General features: G+C 64.5%; 17 protein-coding genes. 4 read left to right on the top strand and 13 right to left on the bottom strand.

Translation table 11 applies throughout. The features are described from left to right. Window positions 1-87 precede the first annotated feature (87 nt). Entirely contained in the window at window positions 88-810 is a 723-nt protein-coding gene (gene aqpZ, locus GGD62_RS27150) for an aquaporin Z (protein WP_183711164.1), read from the bottom strand. Window positions 811-1,071: 261 nt separating this feature from the next. Here aqpZ and rpsU point away from each other — a divergent pair, with 261 nt between their 5' ends. Both rpsU and GGD62_RS27140 read left to right on the top strand, forming a co-directional pair. Next, window positions 1,072-1,368, top strand: coding sequence for a 30S ribosomal protein S21 (gene rpsU, locus GGD62_RS27145; protein ID WP_008546194.1), 297 nt, complete (start codon window positions 1,072-1,074; stop codon window positions 1,366-1,368). A gap of 271 nt (window positions 1,369-1,639) precedes the next feature. Next, entirely contained in the window at window positions 1,640-2,290 is a 651-nt protein-coding gene (locus tag GGD62_RS27140) for a tetratricopeptide repeat protein (protein WP_183711163.1), read from the top strand. Between the two features lie 25 nt (window positions 2,291-2,315). Here the strand turns inward: GGD62_RS27140 and GGD62_RS27135 are convergent, their stop codons facing one another. The 12 genes from GGD62_RS27135 to GGD62_RS27080 form a co-directional block, all read right to left on the bottom strand. Further along, on the bottom strand, window positions 2,316-3,272 hold the full coding sequence (locus GGD62_RS27135) for a hypothetical protein (RefSeq protein ID WP_183236199.1): 957 nt from the start codon (window positions 3,270-3,272) through the stop codon (window positions 2,316-2,318). Between the two features lie 92 nt (window positions 3,273-3,364). Then, entirely contained in the window at window positions 3,365-3,649 is a 285-nt protein-coding gene (locus GGD62_RS27130) for a cupin domain-containing protein (protein ID WP_179739041.1), read from the bottom strand. 27 nt (window positions 3,650-3,676) lie between these two features. Beyond that, complete coding sequence (locus GGD62_RS27125) at window positions 3,677-4,774, bottom strand: calcium:proton antiporter (RefSeq protein WP_183711162.1); 1,098 nt, start codon at window positions 4,772-4,774, stop codon at window positions 3,677-3,679. A 50-nt stretch (window positions 4,775-4,824) separates the two neighbouring features. After that, the gene (locus GGD62_RS27120) at window positions 4,825-6,267 is read right to left on the bottom strand and encodes a sodium:proton antiporter (protein ID WP_210317946.1); all 1,443 of its coding nucleotides are present in this window, start codon (window positions 6,265-6,267) and stop codon (window positions 4,825-4,827) included. Beyond that, window positions 6,257-7,054, bottom strand: coding sequence for an alpha/beta hydrolase (locus GGD62_RS27115; protein WP_183711194.1), 798 nt, complete (start codon window positions 7,052-7,054; stop codon window positions 6,257-6,259). Before GGD62_RS27115 ends, GGD62_RS27120 begins: the two co-directional genes overlap by 11 nt. 217 nt (window positions 7,055-7,271) lie before the next feature. Next, window positions 7,272-8,669, bottom strand: coding sequence for an NAD(P)(+) transhydrogenase (Re/Si-specific) subunit beta (locus tag GGD62_RS27110; RefSeq protein WP_183711161.1), 1,398 nt, complete (start codon window positions 8,667-8,669; stop codon window positions 7,272-7,274). A gap of 38 nt (window positions 8,670-8,707) precedes the next feature. Next, window positions 8,708-9,025, bottom strand: a complete 318-nt coding sequence (locus GGD62_RS27105) for a proton-translocating transhydrogenase family protein (RefSeq protein WP_018317801.1) — start codon at window positions 9,023-9,025, stop codon at window positions 8,708-8,710. 11 nt (window positions 9,026-9,036) lie between these two features. Then, window positions 9,037-10,164 carry a Re/Si-specific NAD(P)(+) transhydrogenase subunit alpha gene (locus GGD62_RS27100; RefSeq protein ID WP_018317800.1) on the bottom strand — a complete coding sequence of 376 codons (1,128 nt, stop codon included), beginning with the start codon at window positions 10,162-10,164 and terminating at the stop codon, window positions 9,037-9,039. A gap of 137 nt (window positions 10,165-10,301) precedes the next feature. Then, window positions 10,302-10,454, bottom strand: a complete 153-nt coding sequence (locus GGD62_RS27095) for an aa3-type cytochrome c oxidase subunit IV (protein ID WP_018317799.1) — start codon at window positions 10,452-10,454, stop codon at window positions 10,302-10,304. Between the two features lie 97 nt (window positions 10,455-10,551). Beyond that, window positions 10,552-10,947 (bottom strand): type II toxin-antitoxin system death-on-curing family toxin, encoded by a 396-nt coding sequence (locus GGD62_RS27090; protein WP_179739033.1) that lies wholly within the window; start codon window positions 10,945-10,947, stop codon window positions 10,552-10,554. Between the two features lie 12 nt (window positions 10,948-10,959). Then, complete coding sequence (locus GGD62_RS27085) at window positions 10,960-11,184, bottom strand: AbrB family transcriptional regulator (protein WP_179739031.1); 225 nt, start codon at window positions 11,182-11,184, stop codon at window positions 10,960-10,962. 99 nt (window positions 11,185-11,283) lie between these two features. Continuing rightward, entirely contained in the window at window positions 11,284-13,191 is a 1,908-nt protein-coding gene (locus GGD62_RS27080) for a M3 family oligoendopeptidase (RefSeq protein ID WP_183711160.1), read from the bottom strand. A 127-nt stretch (window positions 13,192-13,318) separates the two neighbouring features. Here GGD62_RS27080 and GGD62_RS27075 point away from each other — a divergent pair, with 127 nt between their 5' ends. Both GGD62_RS27075 and GGD62_RS27070 read left to right on the top strand, forming a co-directional pair. Further along, complete coding sequence (locus GGD62_RS27075; protein WP_018317795.1) at window positions 13,319-14,815, top strand: sigma-54 dependent transcriptional regulator; 1,497 nt, start codon at window positions 13,319-13,321, stop codon at window positions 14,813-14,815. Window positions 14,816-15,162: 347 nt separating this feature from the next. Next, window positions 15,163-17,376 carry a murein L,D-transpeptidase gene (locus GGD62_RS27070; protein WP_183711158.1) on the top strand — a complete coding sequence of 738 codons (2,214 nt, stop codon included), beginning with the start codon at window positions 15,163-15,165 and terminating at the stop codon, window positions 17,374-17,376. The last annotated feature ends 13 nt before the right edge of the window (window positions 17,377-17,389 follow it).

Below are 17,389 nucleotides of genomic sequence, written 5' to 3'. Positions count from 1 at the left end.
GATTTGGATGAATCGTCATCGCACTTTAGGTTGATGTTTGCGCATGATCTTTCCGGAAAACCGCTTCGCACTTTTCCGGATCATGCTTTAGGCCGTCTTCGCGCCTGCGACGACGCCCGTGGGCTCCTCGCTGAGCCAGCGATAGATCACCCCGCCCAGCGCGCCGCCGATCAGCGGTGCGACCCAGAACAGCCAGAGCTGCGCCGTCGCCCAGCCGCCGACGAACAGCGCGGGGCCCGTGCTGCGCGCCGGGTTCACCGAGGTGTTGGTGACGGGGATGCTGACGAGATGGATCATCACCAGCGCGAGCCCGATCGCGAGCGGCGCGAAGCCTGCGGGCGCGCGGCCATGGGTCGCGCCCATGATGATGAACAGGAACATCATGGTCATCACCACCTCGGTGAGGAAGCATACGATCATGCTGTACTGGCCGGGCGAATGCGCATCATAGCCGTTGGATGCGAAGCCCTTGCTGACTTCGAATCCGGGAGCTCCGCTCGCGATGACGTAGAGGAGCCAGGCGGCCACGATCGCGCCGGCCACCTGCGCGATCACATAGGGCAGGATCTGCCCGGCCGGAAAACGCCCGCCGGCGGCAAGACCGACCGTGACGGCCGGGTTGAGATGGCAGCCGGAGATATGGCCGATCGCATAGGCCATGGTGACCACGCTCAGTCCGAATGCGAGGGAGACACCGACCAGACCGATTCCGACCTGCGGAAAGCCGGCAGCGATCACCGCGCTTCCGCAGCCTGCGAATGTGAGCCAGAAGGTGCCGATGGCTTCAGCAGCGTATTTCTTGATATCCATGTGTAGTCCCCTGCTTTCAAGATTCCGGAACAAAGCTCCGGAAACGGCCCCATCCCTGGCGTCGAATCGCCCAAATCAGGGCCGCACAGAGGTATTTTTGCCTCATTTAATGGCTGAACTTGGCCCGAAAACCCGCTTGTCCGGTGGACATCCCGGGAATTGTCTGATACATCCGCGCCCTCAAGGTTAAGGGCTTGCGCGTTTTCGCCATCCCCTTCGTCTTACCAGAATTCAAATCCGATCCACTGAAGAGGATGCCGCGTGCAGGTTCTCGTTCGCGATAACAATGTCGACCAAGCCCTCAAGGCGCTGAAGAAGAAGATGCAGCGCGAGGGAATTTTCCGCGAGATGAAGCTCCGCGGTCATTACGAGAAGCCCTCCGAGAAGAAGGCCCGCGAAAAGGCCGAAGCCGTGCGCCGCGCGCGCAAGCTGGCCCGCAAGAAGCTGCAGCGCGAAGGCCTGCTGCCGATGAAGCCGAAGCCGGTGTTCGGCGCAGGTCCCGGCGGTGATCGCGGCGGTCGTGGCGGCCCGGGTGCAGGTCCGCGCGGACCGCGCTGATTAACCGAATTTTGCAAGATTTCAGTTTCGATGACGCGGGCCTCTGGCCCGCGTCATTGTTTGTGCGCGCTGCTCTTTGGGCCAGGCACCACGGATGCGGCACGCAAACGCGATGAGATTTGGATTGAACGTCGTCGCGCTTTAGTTTGTTGTTTGACCTTGATCTCTACGCAAGCGCGTTCCGCCTTTGTCGCGAGGGAAAACCGCTGCATACTTTTCGTCAACGCGGCCCTTCGGGTCCGGATCATGCTCTAGCGCGAGCGAACCGCAGATGGCCTCCCCCTTCCCCGAGCGCGGCTTGGCGCGGCGACGCCAGATCTGGCGGCAGCCGTGCGCGCTGGCCTTGATGGGGATTGCGCTATGCGGCTGCTCCTTCGATCTGGGATCGTTGATGCCGGAGAAGGACAAGCCGCAGGAAGCCCCCCAGGCGGCCGCGCCCGCCGAAAGCGCGGTGAGCGCCGGCAACGTCACCGAAGCTCAGGCCCACACTGCAAAAGCCCAATCCCTGGCCAAGTCAGGCGAGGTCGCGGCAGCGCTCGACGAGTTCAATCGCGCGGTCGGACTCGATCCCTACAATGCGCAGGCGCTGTATGGCCGTGCCCTGATCTACCAGGGCAACAATCAGCACGCCTTCGCCATCGCAGATTTCAGCGCTGCGAGCGGACTCAATCCCCAGAAGGTCGAGCCGCTGCTCGGCCGCGCCACCAGCTATCTCGCGCTCGGCAAGGTCAAGGAGGCCACGGCCGATCTGGATGAGGCCTCCGAGGCCGATCCGCACAACGCCCAGGTCTGGACCACGCGCGGACAGGCCTATGAGCGGCTGGGCGACAGGGCCAAGGCGGCGGCGTCCTACACCAGGGCTGTCTCGCTTCGCCCACGCGACGACGCCGCGCGCAGCGGTCTTACCCGCGTCGGCGGCTGACGGTTTTGACGGCGCAGGCGCCGTCTTAATCGGGGGTGGCGCTCTTCGGCAGAACCGAGTGGAACATCGACTTCATGCCCGACAGCATCTCGTCGGCGACATTGGTCTTCTTCGGCCGCGGCATGGAACCACCGGCGTCGGCGCGCAGATCGAGCGGTGGCGCGATCATCGGCACGGGAATGTCAGCCGGCGGCGTCATCCGATTCGGATCATCGTTGCCGACCGAGGCCGTGTAGGGCGGACTGGCCGGCGAGAAGCCATCCTTGCCATAGGCCTCCGGTGAGGGCGTCGATACCGTGATCGGCGGCGGCAGCGGACGGACCGCAGCCGGCTCCATGCTGACGACCCGCGGGGCCTCGGGCGTGCGGGCTGCTTCCCGCACGGCAGGCTCAGTCGGCCTCTCGGCTGACCTGGTCTCGGACGGCCTGACCTCGGCAGGTTTGGTTTCGGCAGACGACTTTCCTTCGGAAGACTTGCCCTCGGAAGATTTGCCCTCAGGAGTCTTGCGCAGGCGCTCGATCGCGGCACGCACGAGGTCGTTGGCGTCGGGGGCCGGAGCCGCAGCAGCCGGCGCCGAATTGGCCTCGACCACCGGAGCGGCGGGGGCGGGTGTGCTGGTGGCCGGGGTCGACTTGGCGACCGCCTTCTCGCGCGCCGACGGCTTGCCACGCGGGCTGGCCTCGGCCGGGGCCACATCGGCAGCCTTGTGCTCGGCGGACGGCTGATCGGCAGCCTTTTCGACCGCCGGCTTGTCCGTCACGCTCTTCTCGGGGATGCCTTTGGCCTTGACGCCGGGCGCAGGGAGATTGGCGACATCGGCGGGTTTGCCGTTCTTGCCGGCCTCGGCAGGGGCCACGACGGCCGCAGGGGCATCAGCCGCCGGCTTGGCGTTGATGTAGTGGTTAACGATGTACGCCCCGATGATCGTCGCGAGCACCGAGGGGAAAATATCCATCGAGATTTTAGCGAGGTATTTCAGCATTCCGGCCACTCCCCGCGCGATCTGATGCGGGAACTTTAGGGCATTGTAAGGGATCAACTGCGACGGATCGATGGCAAGTGTTAAGGCCGGATCTACGGCTTTAGCTCGATCTCAAGGAACACGATCTCGGTTGAGGTTTCGTTAAGTACGTCATGTTGGACGCCCGCCTTGCGGAAGTAGGATTTCCCGGCTGCCAGTTGCGCCTTGGACCGCTCGCCGCCCGGCGCCACGATGGTCATCTCCCCCGCGACGACGGGAACAATCACATAGTCCATGCCGTGGGTGTGATGCCCGGTGGCGCTACCGGGCGGAAGCCGCCATTCGGTCACCCGGACCTCCTCGTTGTCGACCTGGATCTCGGACTTGGCGGCAAGCATCTGGAACCTCTCTTGGGACGTCGCGCTTCAGGGCACGAAAACCATGAACGCGTAGACGGCAAATACCACCATATGGACCAGCCCGAACAGGACATTGGTCCTGCCGGTGCCGAAGGTCAGCATGCTCAGGAAGAAGGTCAGGAGCAAAAGCACACTGCCCTGGGCGCTGAGGCCGAGCGTGAGCTCCTTGTCGAGCGCGTAGGTGGCGACCCCCACCGCCGGGATGGTCAGCCCGATGGTGGCGAGGGACGAGCCGAGCGCGAGGTTGATGCTCTTCTGGAGGTCGTTCTTGCGGGCCGCCGATACGGCCGCGACGCCTTCCGGCATCAGGATCAGGAGCGCGACCAGAAGGCCGGCAAAGGCCGGCGGCGCGCCGATCTTGGCCGCGACGGCGTCCACCACCAGCGAGAACTTCTTGGCGAGCAGCACCACGGCCAGCAGCGCAATCAGCAGCAGCACGACGCTGACCACCAACATCCGGCCCGGCAGATGCGCCTCGCCGCTGCCGCCGTCCGCCCGTTCATGGACGAAGTAATCCTTGTGCAGGACGGTCTGGGTGTAGAGGAACACTCCGTAAAGCGCGAGCGTGACCACGTCGACGAAACCGAGCTGAACCGCCGAATAGACCGGCCCCGGCGCGGTGGTCGTGTAGTTCGGCATGATCAGCGTGATGGTCGCGAGCGCGAACAGGACGCTGAGATAGACGTTGGCCCCCGAGAGCTGAAAGCCCTGCTCGCGATAGCGCAGGCCGCCGATGAAGATGCAGAGCCCGACGAGGCCGTTGCAGACGATCATGACCACGGCGAACACGGTGTCGCGCGCCAGTTCCGGGGCGGGCTTGTCGCCCAGCATGATCGTGGTGATCAGCGCCACCTCGATGACGGTCACCGAGAGCGTCAGCACCAGCGTGCCGTAGGGCTCGCCGACCCGCTCGGCAATCACTTCGGCATGATGAACCGCGGCGAACACCGTGCCGAACAGGATGATGAGCAGCACGGTCGCGAAGGCGAGCCCGCCCAGCGACAGCGTGAAGACGTAGCCCGTCGCGCTGACGGCTGCGAACAACAGCACGGCCAGCGCCGGAAAGATCCAGGCCGACCGGGGCATCGGATTATGCGCGCTCATCTACCGGCTCCAATCACTGAAGACGAGCAGTAGCAAATCGGCCGGCAGATTCAATGCCAGCGCAGGATCGGGGCGACCGGCAGCAGCGTCAGCAGCATGAACAGCGGGATCAGCACGGCGCCGGCGCGCAAGAGATAGCCGAAGAAGCTCGGCATCTCGATGCCGTTCTCGCTCGCGATGCTGCTGACCATGAAGTTCGGCGCATTGCCGATATAGGTGAGCGCTCCCATGTAGACGGCGCCCATCGAGATCGACGCGAGCGTGCCCGACAGCTCGTGCATCAGCGTTTGCGGATCGCCGCCGGCAAGCTGGAAGAACAACAGATAGGTCGGCGCATTGTCGAGAAACGCTGACATCAGGCCGGTGAACCAGAAATAGGCGACCTCGCGCGGCGCACCGTCCGGTGCCGTCACGGCCGACAACAGCCAGGCGAAGGCGCCGTGGTGGCCGGCATTGAGCATGGCAATGACCGGGATGATGGCGACGAAGATGCCCGCGAACAGTTTTGCGACCTCGCGGATCGGCTCCCAGGTGAAGCCGTTGGCCTCCCTGTGCTCGTCCGGTGTCAACCACACCGACAGCGCCGCAATGGAAAGCAGCGCCACATTGCGCGCGATGTCTTCCAGCCCCAGCTTCGTTCCGAGAATGTCGAAAGCAACAGCGGGCTTCCACATCGCCGAGGCCAGCAGGCTCGCGACGATGGCTGCGATCAGCACGAGGTTGACGAGACCGCGAATGCGGACCGGATCCGCGGGACCGGCGTCGCTGAGCCGAGGTTCGCTGCGGAAGCGCCAGAAATCGATGGCGGTGAAGATCGCGAGCAGCAATCCGGCGACGATCGCGGTCTGCAGCCAGATGCTCCGCGTGGTCCAGAAGAAGTCGACGCCGTGCAGGAAACCGACGAACAGCGGGGGATCGCCGAGCGGGCTCAGCGCGCCGCCGACATTGGCGACCAGGATGATGAAGAAGATGATGACATGGGCATTGTAGCGCCGCGGCTGGTTGGCGCGGATCAGCGGACGGATCAGGATCATCGCGGCACCCGTGGTGCCGACAATGCTTGCACCCAGCGTGCCGAGCGCGAGGATGCCAGCATTGATCGCTGGCGTGGCCTTGATGTCGCCGGTAATGAGAATGCCGCCGGCCACGACATAGAGCGCGAACAGCAGCACGATGAAGCCAAGATATTCGGCGAGCAGAGCGTGCACGAGCACAGCCAGCGTGACCGCGCTTCCGGCAAAAATCACGAGTGAGACGAGCGCCGCCAGCGACCAAGCAGCGGCGATCTTGCCGTAATGATGGTGCCAGATTTTCGGAAACAACAGCGGTCCGAGCGCGATCGACAGCAACAGGCCGGCAAAGGGCAGCGCATAGGGCCAGCGCATCGCCGCACCATCGAGCCCGGCTGCGGCCCAGGCCGGCTGCGGCAACAAGGTGAGGATGGCAACGAGCGATACGGCCGGGATTCGCGTGACGAGTCGTTTATTGTCCAATGAAGCGCCTTGCCGTTTCGATCGCACCGAAGCTATCGAGATTGTCATGTCCGCCGCCCGCAAAGCGAACGAACTGCTTCGGTTCATGCGCGAGCGCGAACAGACGCTCTCCGAACACGATCGAAATGACAAGGTCATTGGTGCCATGCATCACCAGGAGCGGCACCGTGACGCGCGTGATCCGCTGGTCGGAAGGGAACGGATCGCGCATCAAGAGGCGCACCGGCACGAACCAGAATGACGAAGATGCAATGTCGGCCGTCGACGTATAAGGCGCCTCCAGGACCAGCTTTCCAACACGCTGTTCTGCGGCGAGCGCGACCGCCACGCCGGTCCCGAGCGAGAAGCCCCAGGCGACGATTCGTTCCGCCGTGTAGCGCGCCGTGGTGAAGGCGTAGGCGGCGGCGGCATCGCGCAGCAGCCCCTCCTCGCTCGGCGCGCCGCTCGAGCCGGCATAGCCGCGGTAGGACAGCGCGACGAGGCCGGTGCCATCTGCCGTCATGGCCTTGAAGCGGCTGACACGGCCGGCAAGAAAGTCGCCATTGCCCGGAAAATACAGGATCACGGGACGACCGGGCCTCGCCGGCACGTGCCAGACGATGATCTTCTCGCCATCCGAGGTGGTCAGGACATGCTCCTCCGCCTCGGGACAATCTGCCGCCTCAGGCGGGGTCCGCTTGGCGGTCGGTATCGGAAACAGCATCTCGCGCTGCCGGGCATAGAGCACGAGGAGCCCGGCGAGATAGACGGTCGCAAGCAGGATGACGGTCCATTTGGCGATGGTGATCATTGCGCGGCCGGCCCCAGGTTCAGCTCAGGGCTTGCGACGGCTCCGCAGCAATTTCATGACGTCGGGCCGGAGGCTCGCCGGTACGTCCCGGCAGCCGCATGCCGCCTTGTGGGCGGCATGCCATGCGACGCGCTGCTCGCGCGTCGCCTTGAGGGGCATGCGATGAGACCGGTGCCAATCCCTGTTGATGGCCACGGTCCGTTTCCTTCGCGTGCTACATCGCCTTGACGATGTTCTCGGTGACCTTCTTGGCGTCGCCGAGCAGCATCATGGTGTTGTCGCGGTAGAACAGCGGATTGTCGATGCCGGCATAGCCGGAGGCCAGCGAGCGCTTGATGAACATCACGGTGCCGGCCTTCCAGACCTGCAGCACGGGCATGCCGTAGATCGGCGAGGTCTTGTCCTCCTCGGCCGCCGGGTTGGTGACGTCGTTGGCGCCGATCACGAAGGCGATGTCGGCCTGTGCGAACTCGGAGTTGATGTCCTCGAGCTCGAACACCTCGTCGTAGGGGACGTTGGCTTCGGCGAGCAGCACGTTCATGTGGCCGGGCATGCGGCCGGCGACCGGGTGAATGGCGTACTTCACCTCGACGCCTTCCTTCTTCAGGATGTCGCCCATCTCGCGCAGCGCGTGCTGCGCCTGCGCCACCGCCATGCCATAGCCGGGCACGATGATGACCTTCTGGGCATTCTTCATGATGAAGGCCGCGTCGTCGGCCGAGCCGAGCTTGGCGGGCTTCTGCTCACCGCCGCCACCGCCGGCGGCCGCGGTCTCGCCGCCGAAGCCGCCGAGGATGACCGAGATGAAGGACCGGTTCATCGCGTGGCACATGATGTAGGACAGGATCGCGCCCGAGGAGCCGACCAGCGCGCCGGTGATGATCAGCGCGGAATTGCCGAGCGTGAAGCCGATGCCGGCCGCAGCCCAACCCGAGTACGAGTTCAGCATCGAGATCACGACCGGCATGTCGGCGCCGCCGATCGGGATGATCATGAGCACGCCGAGCGCCAGCGCCAGGATGACGATCAGCCAGAAGTCGAGCGCGCCGCCGGTGAGGACGAGGCGGACGATGAAGAACACCAGCGCCACCGCAATCGCGATGTTGATGATGTGACGGGCGGGCAGGATGATCGGCGCGCCGCTCATGCGCGCGGACAGCTTCAGGAACGCGATCACCGAGCCGGTGAAGGTCAGCGCGCCGATGGCGACGCCGAGCGACATCTCGACCAGGCTCTGCGGATGGATGTTGCCGGGGATGCCGATGTCGAAGGCTTCGGGCGCGTAGAACGCGCCGGCGGCGACCAGCACCGCGGCCATGCCGACCAGCGAGTGGAAGGCGGCGACCAGTTCCGGCATCGAGGTCATCGGCACGCGGCGGGCGATCACCGCGCCGATCGCGCCGCCGATGGCGATGCCGACGATGACGAGCACCCAGGCGAGGCCGTCTGCCGGCGGATGGTTGGCCAGCGTGGTGGCGACCGCAATCGCCATGCCGATCATGCCGAACAGATTGCCCTGGCGCGACGAAGCCGGGCTGGACAGCCCGCGCAGCGACAGGATGAACAGCACTCCCGCCACGAGATACAAAAATGCAGAGAGGTTGGCGCTCATCTCAGGTCCCCATTAATCCTTCAGCCCGAGGTGGCCGCTTACTTCGACTTCTTCTTGTACATCGCCAGCATGCGCTGGGTGACAAGGAAGCCGCCAAAAATGTTCACGCAGGCGAAAATGAGCGCGACAAAGCCGAAGGCGCGAGCCCAGCCCGAGCCACTCGAGACGTTCGCGACGCCGCCGGCAAGCAACGCGCCGACCACGATCACCGAAGAGATCGCGTTGGTCACGCTCATCAGCGGCGTGTGCAGGGCCGGTGTCACCGACCACACCACGAAATAGCCGACGAAAACGGCGAGGACGAAGATCGACAGCCGGAAGATGAAGGGGTCGACGACCTGTGCAGCATGCTCCATGGCGGGTCTCCTTAAACCTTCGGCTGGAAGTTCGGGTGGATGACGGCGCCGTCTTTCGTGAGCGCGGTCGCCTTGACCAGTTCGTCATCCCAGTTCACGGCGAGCTTCTTCTCTTTCTTGTCGACCATGGTCTCGATGAAGGAGAACAGATTGCGCGCGTAGAGGCTGGAGGCCGAGGCCGCGACGCGGCCGGCGACGTTGGTGTAGCCGACGATCTTGATGCCATCGAGGTCGACGACCTCGCCGGCCTTGGCGCCCTCGACATTGCCGCCGCGCTCGACCGCGAGATCGACCAGCACCGAACCAGGCTTCATCGACTTGACCATCTCGCCGGAGACGAGCTTCGGCGCGGGCCGACCCGGAATCAGCGCCGTGGTGATCACGATGTCCTGCTTCTTGATGTGCTCGGCGGTGAGCGCGGCCTGCTTGGCCTGGTATTCCCTGGACATTTCCTTGGCGTAGCCGCCGGCGGTCTGCGCGTTCTTGAACTCCTCGTCCTCGACGGCGAGGAATTTCGCGCCGAGCGATTCGACCTGCTCTTTGGTCGCGGGCCGCACGTCGGTCGCGGTGACGACGGCGCCGAGACGGCGCGCGGTCGCGATCGCCTGAAGGCCGGCAACGCCGACGCCCATCACGAACACCTTGGCCGCGGGCACGGTGCCGGCGGCGGTCATCATCATCGGGAAGGCGCGGCCGAACGCCTCGGCGCCCTCGATCACGGCGCGGTAGCCGGCAAGGTTCGCCTGCGAGGACAGCACGTCCATCACCTGCGCGCGCGTGATGCGCGGCATCAATTCCATCGCGAAGGCGGAGACGCCGGCATCGGCGATCGTCTTCAGCGCAGCCTCGTTCCCGTAGGGGTCCATGATGGCGATGACGAGCGCACCGCGCTTGTACTGCGCGAGCTCGGAGGCTTCAGGGCGCTTCACCTTGATGATGATGTCGGCATCCTTCAGCGCATCTGCGCTGACGGTGGCACCCACGGCGGTGAATTCGGAATCAGGCAGGCCCGATTTGATGCCGGCGCCCGGCTCGACGGCGATCTCGGCGCCCAGCGCCTTGAACTTCTTCACCGTATCGGGCGAAGCGGCGACTCGCGGCTCGAGCGGATCGATTTCCTTGGCAACGGCGATCTTCATAGGTCCTCCGGCGGCGCGGGACAGCGCGCGCGCAAACTAAGCGTTACTCCCGCGGCGTTCGATACCGGTTTTGGCACCGGCTTGGATGCAAATATTCTGGGCAGCTGCTGCCGCTGGCGTGTGCAGCCGCCGACAGATCAGGTCAGGAAGATCGCCATCAGGATCACGATGAGCGCGACCGAGGCCGTGCCGTACTTCACCAGCTTGATGAAGCCCTCGTAGGTCTGCTCGTGGGCAACGTAGTCGTTGCCGTCGGCGGTGCTGTACGCCACTTCGCTATGATCAGCCATGGATTGTCCCCAGTCGAAAGTCGAATTCTTGGGCTGGGATACCGCAAAGTTTCGGGCAGGGCAACGGCACCGGGACGCGGTTTTCCTGCAAATCAGGTCATTTGGAATCCCAATTGTCGCGGATCCAGCGGACGAGGCTCTGTTCGCTGACTTCACCGGCGGCGAGCGAGAGGATGATGGTTGTCGCTTCCGCAGGATCGGGAGTGAAGGCCACGCCGTTCTTGTGGAGGAAGACCATCATCGCCATGAAGGCGATGCGCTTGTTTCCATCGACAAATGCATGGTTTTTCGCGAGGCCAAATGCATATGCTGCGGCGAGTTCATCGATCGGCACCTGCTCGTACCGCCATTTATTGATCGGACGGTCCAGCGCCGAGCGCAACATGCCCTCGTCGCGCAATCCCGGCGCACCGCCGAAGCGGCGGAGTTGTCTACTGTGAATTGCGACGACCTGCTCGTAGGTGATCCAGAGCGGCTCCTGGAGATCGCCCATCTGCGTAGCAAGCTATTTTGCGAGCGCAGCGAGCGTGTCGCGATACTTGTCCATCACCTCGTCGGCGATTTCCATCGTCCGCTCGAAATCGGGGTCGTAGGGCAACAACTGAAAGCCACCGCCGGGTAATTCCACGATGTGCAATTGCTGTCCGCGCTTGAGATCGAGCCGCCGCATCAGCTCGCGCGGCAGCAGCAGACCGTCGGAATTGCCGATTTTCTTGATCTCGATCTTCATGGGTTGCCTCGAGGACGTTATACATATGTATAACACTTCTAGTCAGGCCGTTCAACAGGTGTTTTACGCCCTGTTTGGCGTCTGGAGCAGCTACCCACCTCAGCCCATCGCCTCCAGCTCGTCGATCATCCCGGCGATGACCGACAGACCGCCGTCCCAGAATTTCGGGTCCTTGGCATCCAGTCCGAACGGCCGTAGCAACTCGGAATAGTGCTTGGTGCCGCCGGCGGCGAGCATGTCGAGATAGCGCTCGGCAAAGCCCTCGTTCGCGTTCTCGTAGACAGCATACAGCGAGTTCACGAGGCAATCGCCGAACGCGTAGGCGTAGACGTAGAACGGTGAATGGATGAAGTGCGGGATGTACATCCAGTAGTTCTCGTAACCCGCCTTGATCTCGATCGCCGGCCCGAGGCTGTCGCCCTGCACCGACAGCCAGATCTCGCCGAGCCGCGTCGCGGTGAGCTCGCCGTTCTTGCGCTCGGTGTGGACCGCGCGCTCGAACGAGTAGAACGCGATCTGCCGCACCACGGTGTTGATCATGTCCTCGACCTTGCCGGCGAGCAGCGCCTGGCGCTGCTTGGCGCTCTTGGTCTGCGCCAGCAGCCGCCGGAAGGTCAGCATCTCGCCGAACACGCTTGCGGTCTCCGCCAGCGTCAGCGGCGTCGGCGCCATCAGCGCGCCGTTCTTCGCCGCCAGCACCTGATGCACGCCATGGCCGAGCTCGTGCGCGAGGGTCATCACGTCTCGCGGCTTGCCCTGGTAGTTCATCAGCACATAAGGGTGCGCCGAGGGCGTGGTCGGATGCGAAAATGCGCCGGGCGCCTTGCCCGGACGCACCGGCGCGTCGATCCAGCGATCGGTGAAGAAGCGCTCGGCGATATCAGCCATTTTGGGCGAGAAGCCGCGATAGGCCGTCAGCACCATGTTGCGCGCATCGGGCCAGCCGATGACGTCCGTCGCGGCAAAGGGCAGCGGCGCGTTGCGATCCCAATAAGCCAGCCGCTTCTTGCGGAACCACTTCGCCTTCAACGTGTAATAGCGATGCGACAACTTTGGATAGGCCGCCTGCACCGAGGCGACCAGCGCATCCACCACCTCGCGCTCGACGCGGTTGTTGAGATGGCGGGAATCCGCGACGTCCTGGAAGCCGCGCCAGCGGTCGGAGATGTCCTTGTCCTTGGCGAGCGTGTTGGTGATCAGCGCGAAGGTGCGCTCATTGGCCTTGAAGGTTTTTGCCAGTGCCTCGGCCGCGCTCTTGCGCTTGGCGCCGTCGCGGTCCTGCAGCAGATTGAGCGTCGGCTCGATCGCCAGCTCCTTGGCCCCGACCTTGAAGCGCAGTCCGGAGATGGTCTGGTCGAACAGCCGGTTGAAGGCGGAATAGCCGGTCTGCGCCTTCTCCAGGAAAAGCTGCTCGAGCTTGTCGTCGAGCTGATATGGCTTCTCCTTGCGCAGATCCTCGATCCAGGGACGGTAGTGCGCGAGCTCGGGCGCATGCATGGCCCGGTTCAAAATATCGTCATCGACACGGTTGAGCTCGAGCGCGAAGAACAGCAAATGCGTGGACGCCGCCGTCAGCCGCTCCGACACATCGCCGTAAAACTTTGAAATCGCAGGGTCGACGCTGTCGCCGGCGTGGATGAGCCCGGCATAGGAACCGAGCCGGCCGGCAAGATCGTCGATTGCCTCATAGCGTCGCACGGCTTCCGCGAGCCATTTTCCGCCATCTTCGTTTGCTGTCCCTGTCGCCAGCTTGCCCTTGTAGTCCGTCTCGAACGCGACGCAGTCGGCATCCATCTTTTCGAGATCGCGCGCCACTTCCGGCGCATCGATCCCGGAATAGAGATCGGCAAGGTTCCACTCCGGAAGCTTGCCGGTCTTGCTCGCAGGCTTTGCGCGTGAAGACCCGGAGGACTTCGTCTTGACGGTAGATTTCTTGGCGGCGGATGTCTTGGCAGCTGGCTTGTGGAGGGCGGACTTTTTAAGAGCAGGCTTGGAGCGCGAATTCATTGTGTGGGAAACCTGTGTTCAACAAGCGCGACGGCGGGCGGGGGCATCAAGGTTTAAGAGTGCGTTAATCGGCTTCGGCCAGAGTGCCCCGATTCGAGACAGATAGTAGTAGCGTGCGGGGAACACCATGGCTGCCAGTATTTTGATCGCCGACGACGACGCCGTAGCCCGCCGGCTGGTCGAGAACATGGTGCAGAAATGCGGCTATGAGACGGTCGTCGTGGACTCCGGTGACGCCGCGATCGCAGCCCTCACCGCGCCCGATGCTCCGGCCATCGACGCCGTCATCCTCGATCTCGTGATGCCCGGCCTCGACGGCATGGGCGTGCTGGCGAAAATCCGCGAAGCAGGTCTCAGCGTCCCCGTCATCGTGCAGACCGCCCATGGCGGCATCGACAACGTGATCTCGGCGATGCGCGCCGGCGCGGCCGATTTCGTGGTCAAGCCGGTTGGTGTGGAGCGGCTCCAGGTCTCGCTGCGCAACGCGCTCAACGCCTCCGCGCTCAAGGGCGAATTGCAGCGCATCCGGCACAGCCGCGAGGGCCGGCTGACCTTCTCCGACATCATCACCCGCGCCGAGGCGATGGCAGGCGTGATGCGCGCCGCACAGAAGGCGGCGAACTCCGCGATTCCCGTTCTGATCGAAGGCGAGTCCGGCGTCGGCAAGGAGATGTTCGCGCGCGCCATCCATGGCAGTGGCGAGCGCAAGGCCAAGCCCTTCGTCGCCGTCAATTGCGGCGCGATCCCCGACAACCTCGTCGAGTCCATTCTGTTCGGCCACGAGAAGGGCGCTTTCACCGGTGCCACCGAGCGGCACATGGGCAAGTTTGTCGAGGCCCATGGCGGCACGCTGTTTCTGGACGAGGTCAGCGAGCTGCCGCTGACCGCGCAGGTCAAGCTGCTGCGCGCGCTCCAGGAAGGCGCGGTCGAGGCGGTCGGCGGCCGCAAGCCCGTCAAGGTCGACGTCCGCATCGTCTCGGCCACCAATCGTCGGCTGCTGGAGCGGGTGAAACAGGGACACTTCCGGGAAGACCTGTTCTATCGCCTGCACGTGCTGCCGCTGACGATCCCCTCGCTCCGGGCCCGGCGCGAGGACATCCCGCATCTGCTCCGGCATTTCCTGGCGCGGTTTGCCGCCGAGGAGAACCGCGCGATCACCGGCATCAGCGGCGAGGCCATGGCCCATCTTGCCCAACTCGACTGGCCCGGCAACATCCGCCAGCTCGAGAATGCGGTCTACCGTGCCGTGGTGATGAGCGACGGCGACCAGCTCGGCCTCGGCGACTTCCCTCTGCTCGCTTCGCAGCCGCATCCCGTAACCGAGATTCCGACCGCTCCGCTGATGCTCGAGCCGGCGGCGACCCCTTCGGTGGTATCGGGCAATGAAATACCAATCGCGCCGCTCCCGGCTGTGGGAAATCTGGCCATGCTGACCCCCACCGGCGACGTCCGCGCGCTCGAGGACATGGAGAACGAGATCATCCGCTTCGCGATCTCGCACTACCGCGGCCAGATGTCCGAGGTGGCCCGCCGCCTCAAAATCGGCCGGTCCACCCTCTACCGCAAACTCGACGAGGCCGGGGTTCCCGGACATGGCGGGAAAAGCGGCGAGGAGACGCACTGAGCCTCATGCGAACGAGGGTTCGTGCGGCGATGCGAGACCGGCTGTAAGCCGTTCGCATGACGACAGAATTCGACTGCTTCTTGAACCGTGACTTGGAAGTGACAGACACAGGGAAAAGCGCGCTGGGCAGGCGCACAATCCGTTGCCAAGAGGCTCCCTTGAAGTCAGTTTGGCGTGAGTTGTCCCGGTTAGCGCTGGCTGCAAAACCGGGGCCTGTATATCGTCTGCGTATGAATCGTTGCGTGCAGGCGTGCAACTTTCGAGAGGCCGGCGCGATTTAGCCGAAGCTCAATAGGCGATAACAAAGCTGTTCCACGAGGGACAGTTCACCCGAGGGGTGCGACACAATGCGTGACTGTTTGAACCACCGTGCGGGCTTCGACCGTGTCTTGATGACGGTCGCGGCAACTTTCCTCACGGTGTCGGCCAGCTCGGCCCTGGCGCAGGATCAGGCGCGCAGCAGCGCCGCCGAGCTCGCGATCGAAGCCGCGATCCCGCGCCCCGAGCCGGCCAACGTCCCTCCCCCGACTGCATCCGACATCAAGCTCGACACCACCGCCACGGTTCAGGACTCCGCCAAGGAGCCGGCACAGGCGCCCGTAAAGGCTGACGTCGCACCGGCCCCGAACAAGGTCGAGACCAAGCCTTCCGACATCGCCACCACGCCCGCCACCGAGGCGCCGAAGAGCGAGACCGCCAAGACCGAACCTGCGAAGACCGAGCCTGCAAAGACCGAGCCGGCCAAGGCAGACACCGCCATGCCGGCTGCGCCTGCGGCACCCGCCACGGCTGCGGCCCCTGTCGCTGAGCCCGTGAAGGCCGCGAGCAACGTTGCCGCCGCCGACCAGCCGGTCGCCGACAAGCTCAGGGACATCATCGGCGCCAAGACCTCGCGCCATTTCGATCGCAAGAACGAGCGCGCGGCGATCGAGAAGTTTTATGGCGCCCGGGACTTCGCGCCGGTCTGGACGCAAAGCGGCAGCCTGACCACCGCGGCCAAGGGCGTCATCGCGCGGCTGAAGGACGCGGCGTCCGACGGCCTCAATCCCGCCGACTATCCGGTGCCGGACTTCGCCAGCGCCAGCACGCCCGATGCGCTGGCCGATGCCGAGCTCAAGCTCACCGCCAGCATGTTCGACTATGCGCGCCAGGCCCAGAGCGGCCGCATGCATTGGTCGCAGGTCAGCGGCGACATCCTCTATCCCGAGCATCCGGTCGACCCGAACGAGGTGCTCGCCAAGGTCACGACCGCGACGGACGCCTCCGCTGCGCTCGACAGCTACAATCCGCCCCACAAGCTTTACAAGGAGCTGAAGGCCAAGCTCGCGGAGCTTCGTGGTCAGGGCAGCGGCCCGGTGATCGAGATCGCCGATGGTCCGGCGCTGAAGTACACCCCGGCCAGCAAGAAGCAGGCTGAGATCGTCTTGGAAGATCCGCGTGTGCCGCAGCTTCGCGCCAAGCTCGGCCTTGCCGAGAACGCCAGCGACACCCGCTATGACGCAGCGGTCGCCGACGCCGTGCGAAAATTCCAGAGCGGCGCCGAGATGAAGGCGACCGGCATCCTCGACGACAAGACGGTGAAGGCGCTCAACACCCCGAAGCGCGACAAGCAGATCGACGTGGTGCTGGTGAACATGGAGCGCTGGCGCTGGCTGCCGCGCGATCTCGGCGCGCCCGCGCTGGGCGATGCCTATGTGATCCTCAACATTCCCGACTACACGCTGAAGGTGATGCAGCGCGGCCAGCAGGTCTGGACCACCCGCGTCGTCACCGGCAAGCCAGGCACGCACGCGACCCCGCTGCTCACGGAGACGATGAAGTACATCACGGTCAATCCGACCTGGAACGTGCCGCCGTCGATCGTCTACAACGAGTACCTGCCGGCGTTGCAGCAGGACCCGACCGTGCTCCAGCGCATGGGCCTCAAGCTCGAACAGAACCGCGACGGCTCGGTGCACATCTCGCAGCCGCCCGGTGAGGCCAACGCGCTCGGCCGCATCCGCTTCAACTTCCCGAACAAGTTCCTGGTCTATCAGCACGACACGCCGGACAAGAACCTGTTCGCCAGGGAAGATCGCGCCTTCAGCCATGGCTGCATGCGCGTGCAGAACCCGGATCAGTACGCGTCCGTGCTGCTCAACATCACCATGCCGAACGAGAAGTACACGCCCGAGCGCGTACGCAGCATGTACGGCAAGAGCGAGATCGACCTGAAATTCCCGACCCCGGTCCCGGTCAACATCACCTATCAGACCGCCTTCGTGGACGATGCCGGCAAACTGCAGTTCCGCAAGGACGTCTATGGCCGCGACGCGACCATGATCAACATCCTGAAGAACAACCGCGGCAAGGATCTCGAGGCCGTCGTTGCGCACTCGCAGCCGAGCTATTCGCGCCCGGCGACGACCCTGCCCTCGGGCGTGGCGGTGGCCAACAATGGCGGCGGCTTCGGGTCCTCCGGCCCGAACTTCTTCGAGCGGCTGTTCGGAGGCGGGGCGCCGACGCCCCCGCCGGCTCCGGTCGGCCGCCGGCCCCAGCAGCAGCGGGTGTTCACCCGGTAAGCCTGCGCGGACC

Origin of the sequence: Bradyrhizobium sp. ERR14 (assembly GCF_014198235.1) — a bacterium.
GTDB lineage: Bacteria > Pseudomonadota > Alphaproteobacteria > Rhizobiales > Xanthobacteraceae > Bradyrhizobium.
The sequence above is the reverse complement of the archived record's forward strand: the minus strand, read 5'-3'. Positions and strand labels throughout refer to the sequence as shown.

Bases quoted from the DNA above. Each gene is read 5' to 3' on its own strand.
- aqpZ (WP_183711164.1), bottom strand. From the start codon at position 810: ATGGATATCAAGAAATACGCTGCTGAAGCCATCGGCACCTTCTGGCTC.
- GGD62_RS27140 (WP_183711163.1), top strand. From the start codon at position 1,640: ATGGCCTCCCCCTTCCCCGAGCGCGGCTTGGCGCGGCGACGCCAGATC.
- GGD62_RS27135 (WP_183236199.1), bottom strand. From the start codon at position 3,272: ATGCTGAAATACCTCGCTAAAATCTCGATGGATATTTTCCCCTCGGTG.
- GGD62_RS27130 (WP_179739041.1), bottom strand. From the start codon at position 3,649: ATGCTTGCCGCCAAGTCCGAGATCCAGGTCGACAACGAGGAGGTCCGG.
- GGD62_RS27125 (WP_183711162.1), bottom strand. From the start codon at position 4,774: ATGAGCGCGCATAATCCGATGCCCCGGTCGGCCTGGATCTTTCCGGCG.
- GGD62_RS27110 (WP_183711161.1), bottom strand. From the start codon at position 8,669: ATGAGCGCCAACCTCTCTGCATTTTTGTATCTCGTGGCGGGAGTGCTG.
- GGD62_RS27105 (WP_018317801.1), bottom strand. From the start codon at position 9,025: ATGGAGCATGCTGCACAGGTCGTCGACCCCTTCATCTTCCGGCTGTCG.
- GGD62_RS27100 (WP_018317800.1), bottom strand. From the start codon at position 10,164: ATGAAGATCGCCGTTGCCAAGGAAATCGATCCGCTCGAGCCGCGAGTC.
- GGD62_RS27095 (WP_018317799.1), bottom strand. From the start codon at position 10,454: ATGGCTGATCATAGCGAAGTGGCGTACAGCACCGCCGACGGCAACGAC.
- GGD62_RS27090 (WP_179739033.1), bottom strand. From the start codon at position 10,947: ATGGGCGATCTCCAGGAGCCGCTCTGGATCACCTACGAGCAGGTCGTC.
- GGD62_RS27085 (WP_179739031.1), bottom strand. From the start codon at position 11,184: ATGAAGATCGAGATCAAGAAAATCGGCAATTCCGACGGTCTGCTGCTG.
- GGD62_RS27080 (WP_183711160.1), bottom strand. From the start codon at position 13,191: ATGAATTCGCGCTCCAAGCCTGCTCTTAAAAAGTCCGCCCTCCACAAG.
- GGD62_RS27075 (WP_018317795.1), top strand. From the start codon at position 13,319: ATGGCTGCCAGTATTTTGATCGCCGACGACGACGCCGTAGCCCGCCGG.
- GGD62_RS27070 (WP_183711158.1), top strand. From the start codon at position 15,163: ATGCGTGACTGTTTGAACCACCGTGCGGGCTTCGACCGTGTCTTGATG.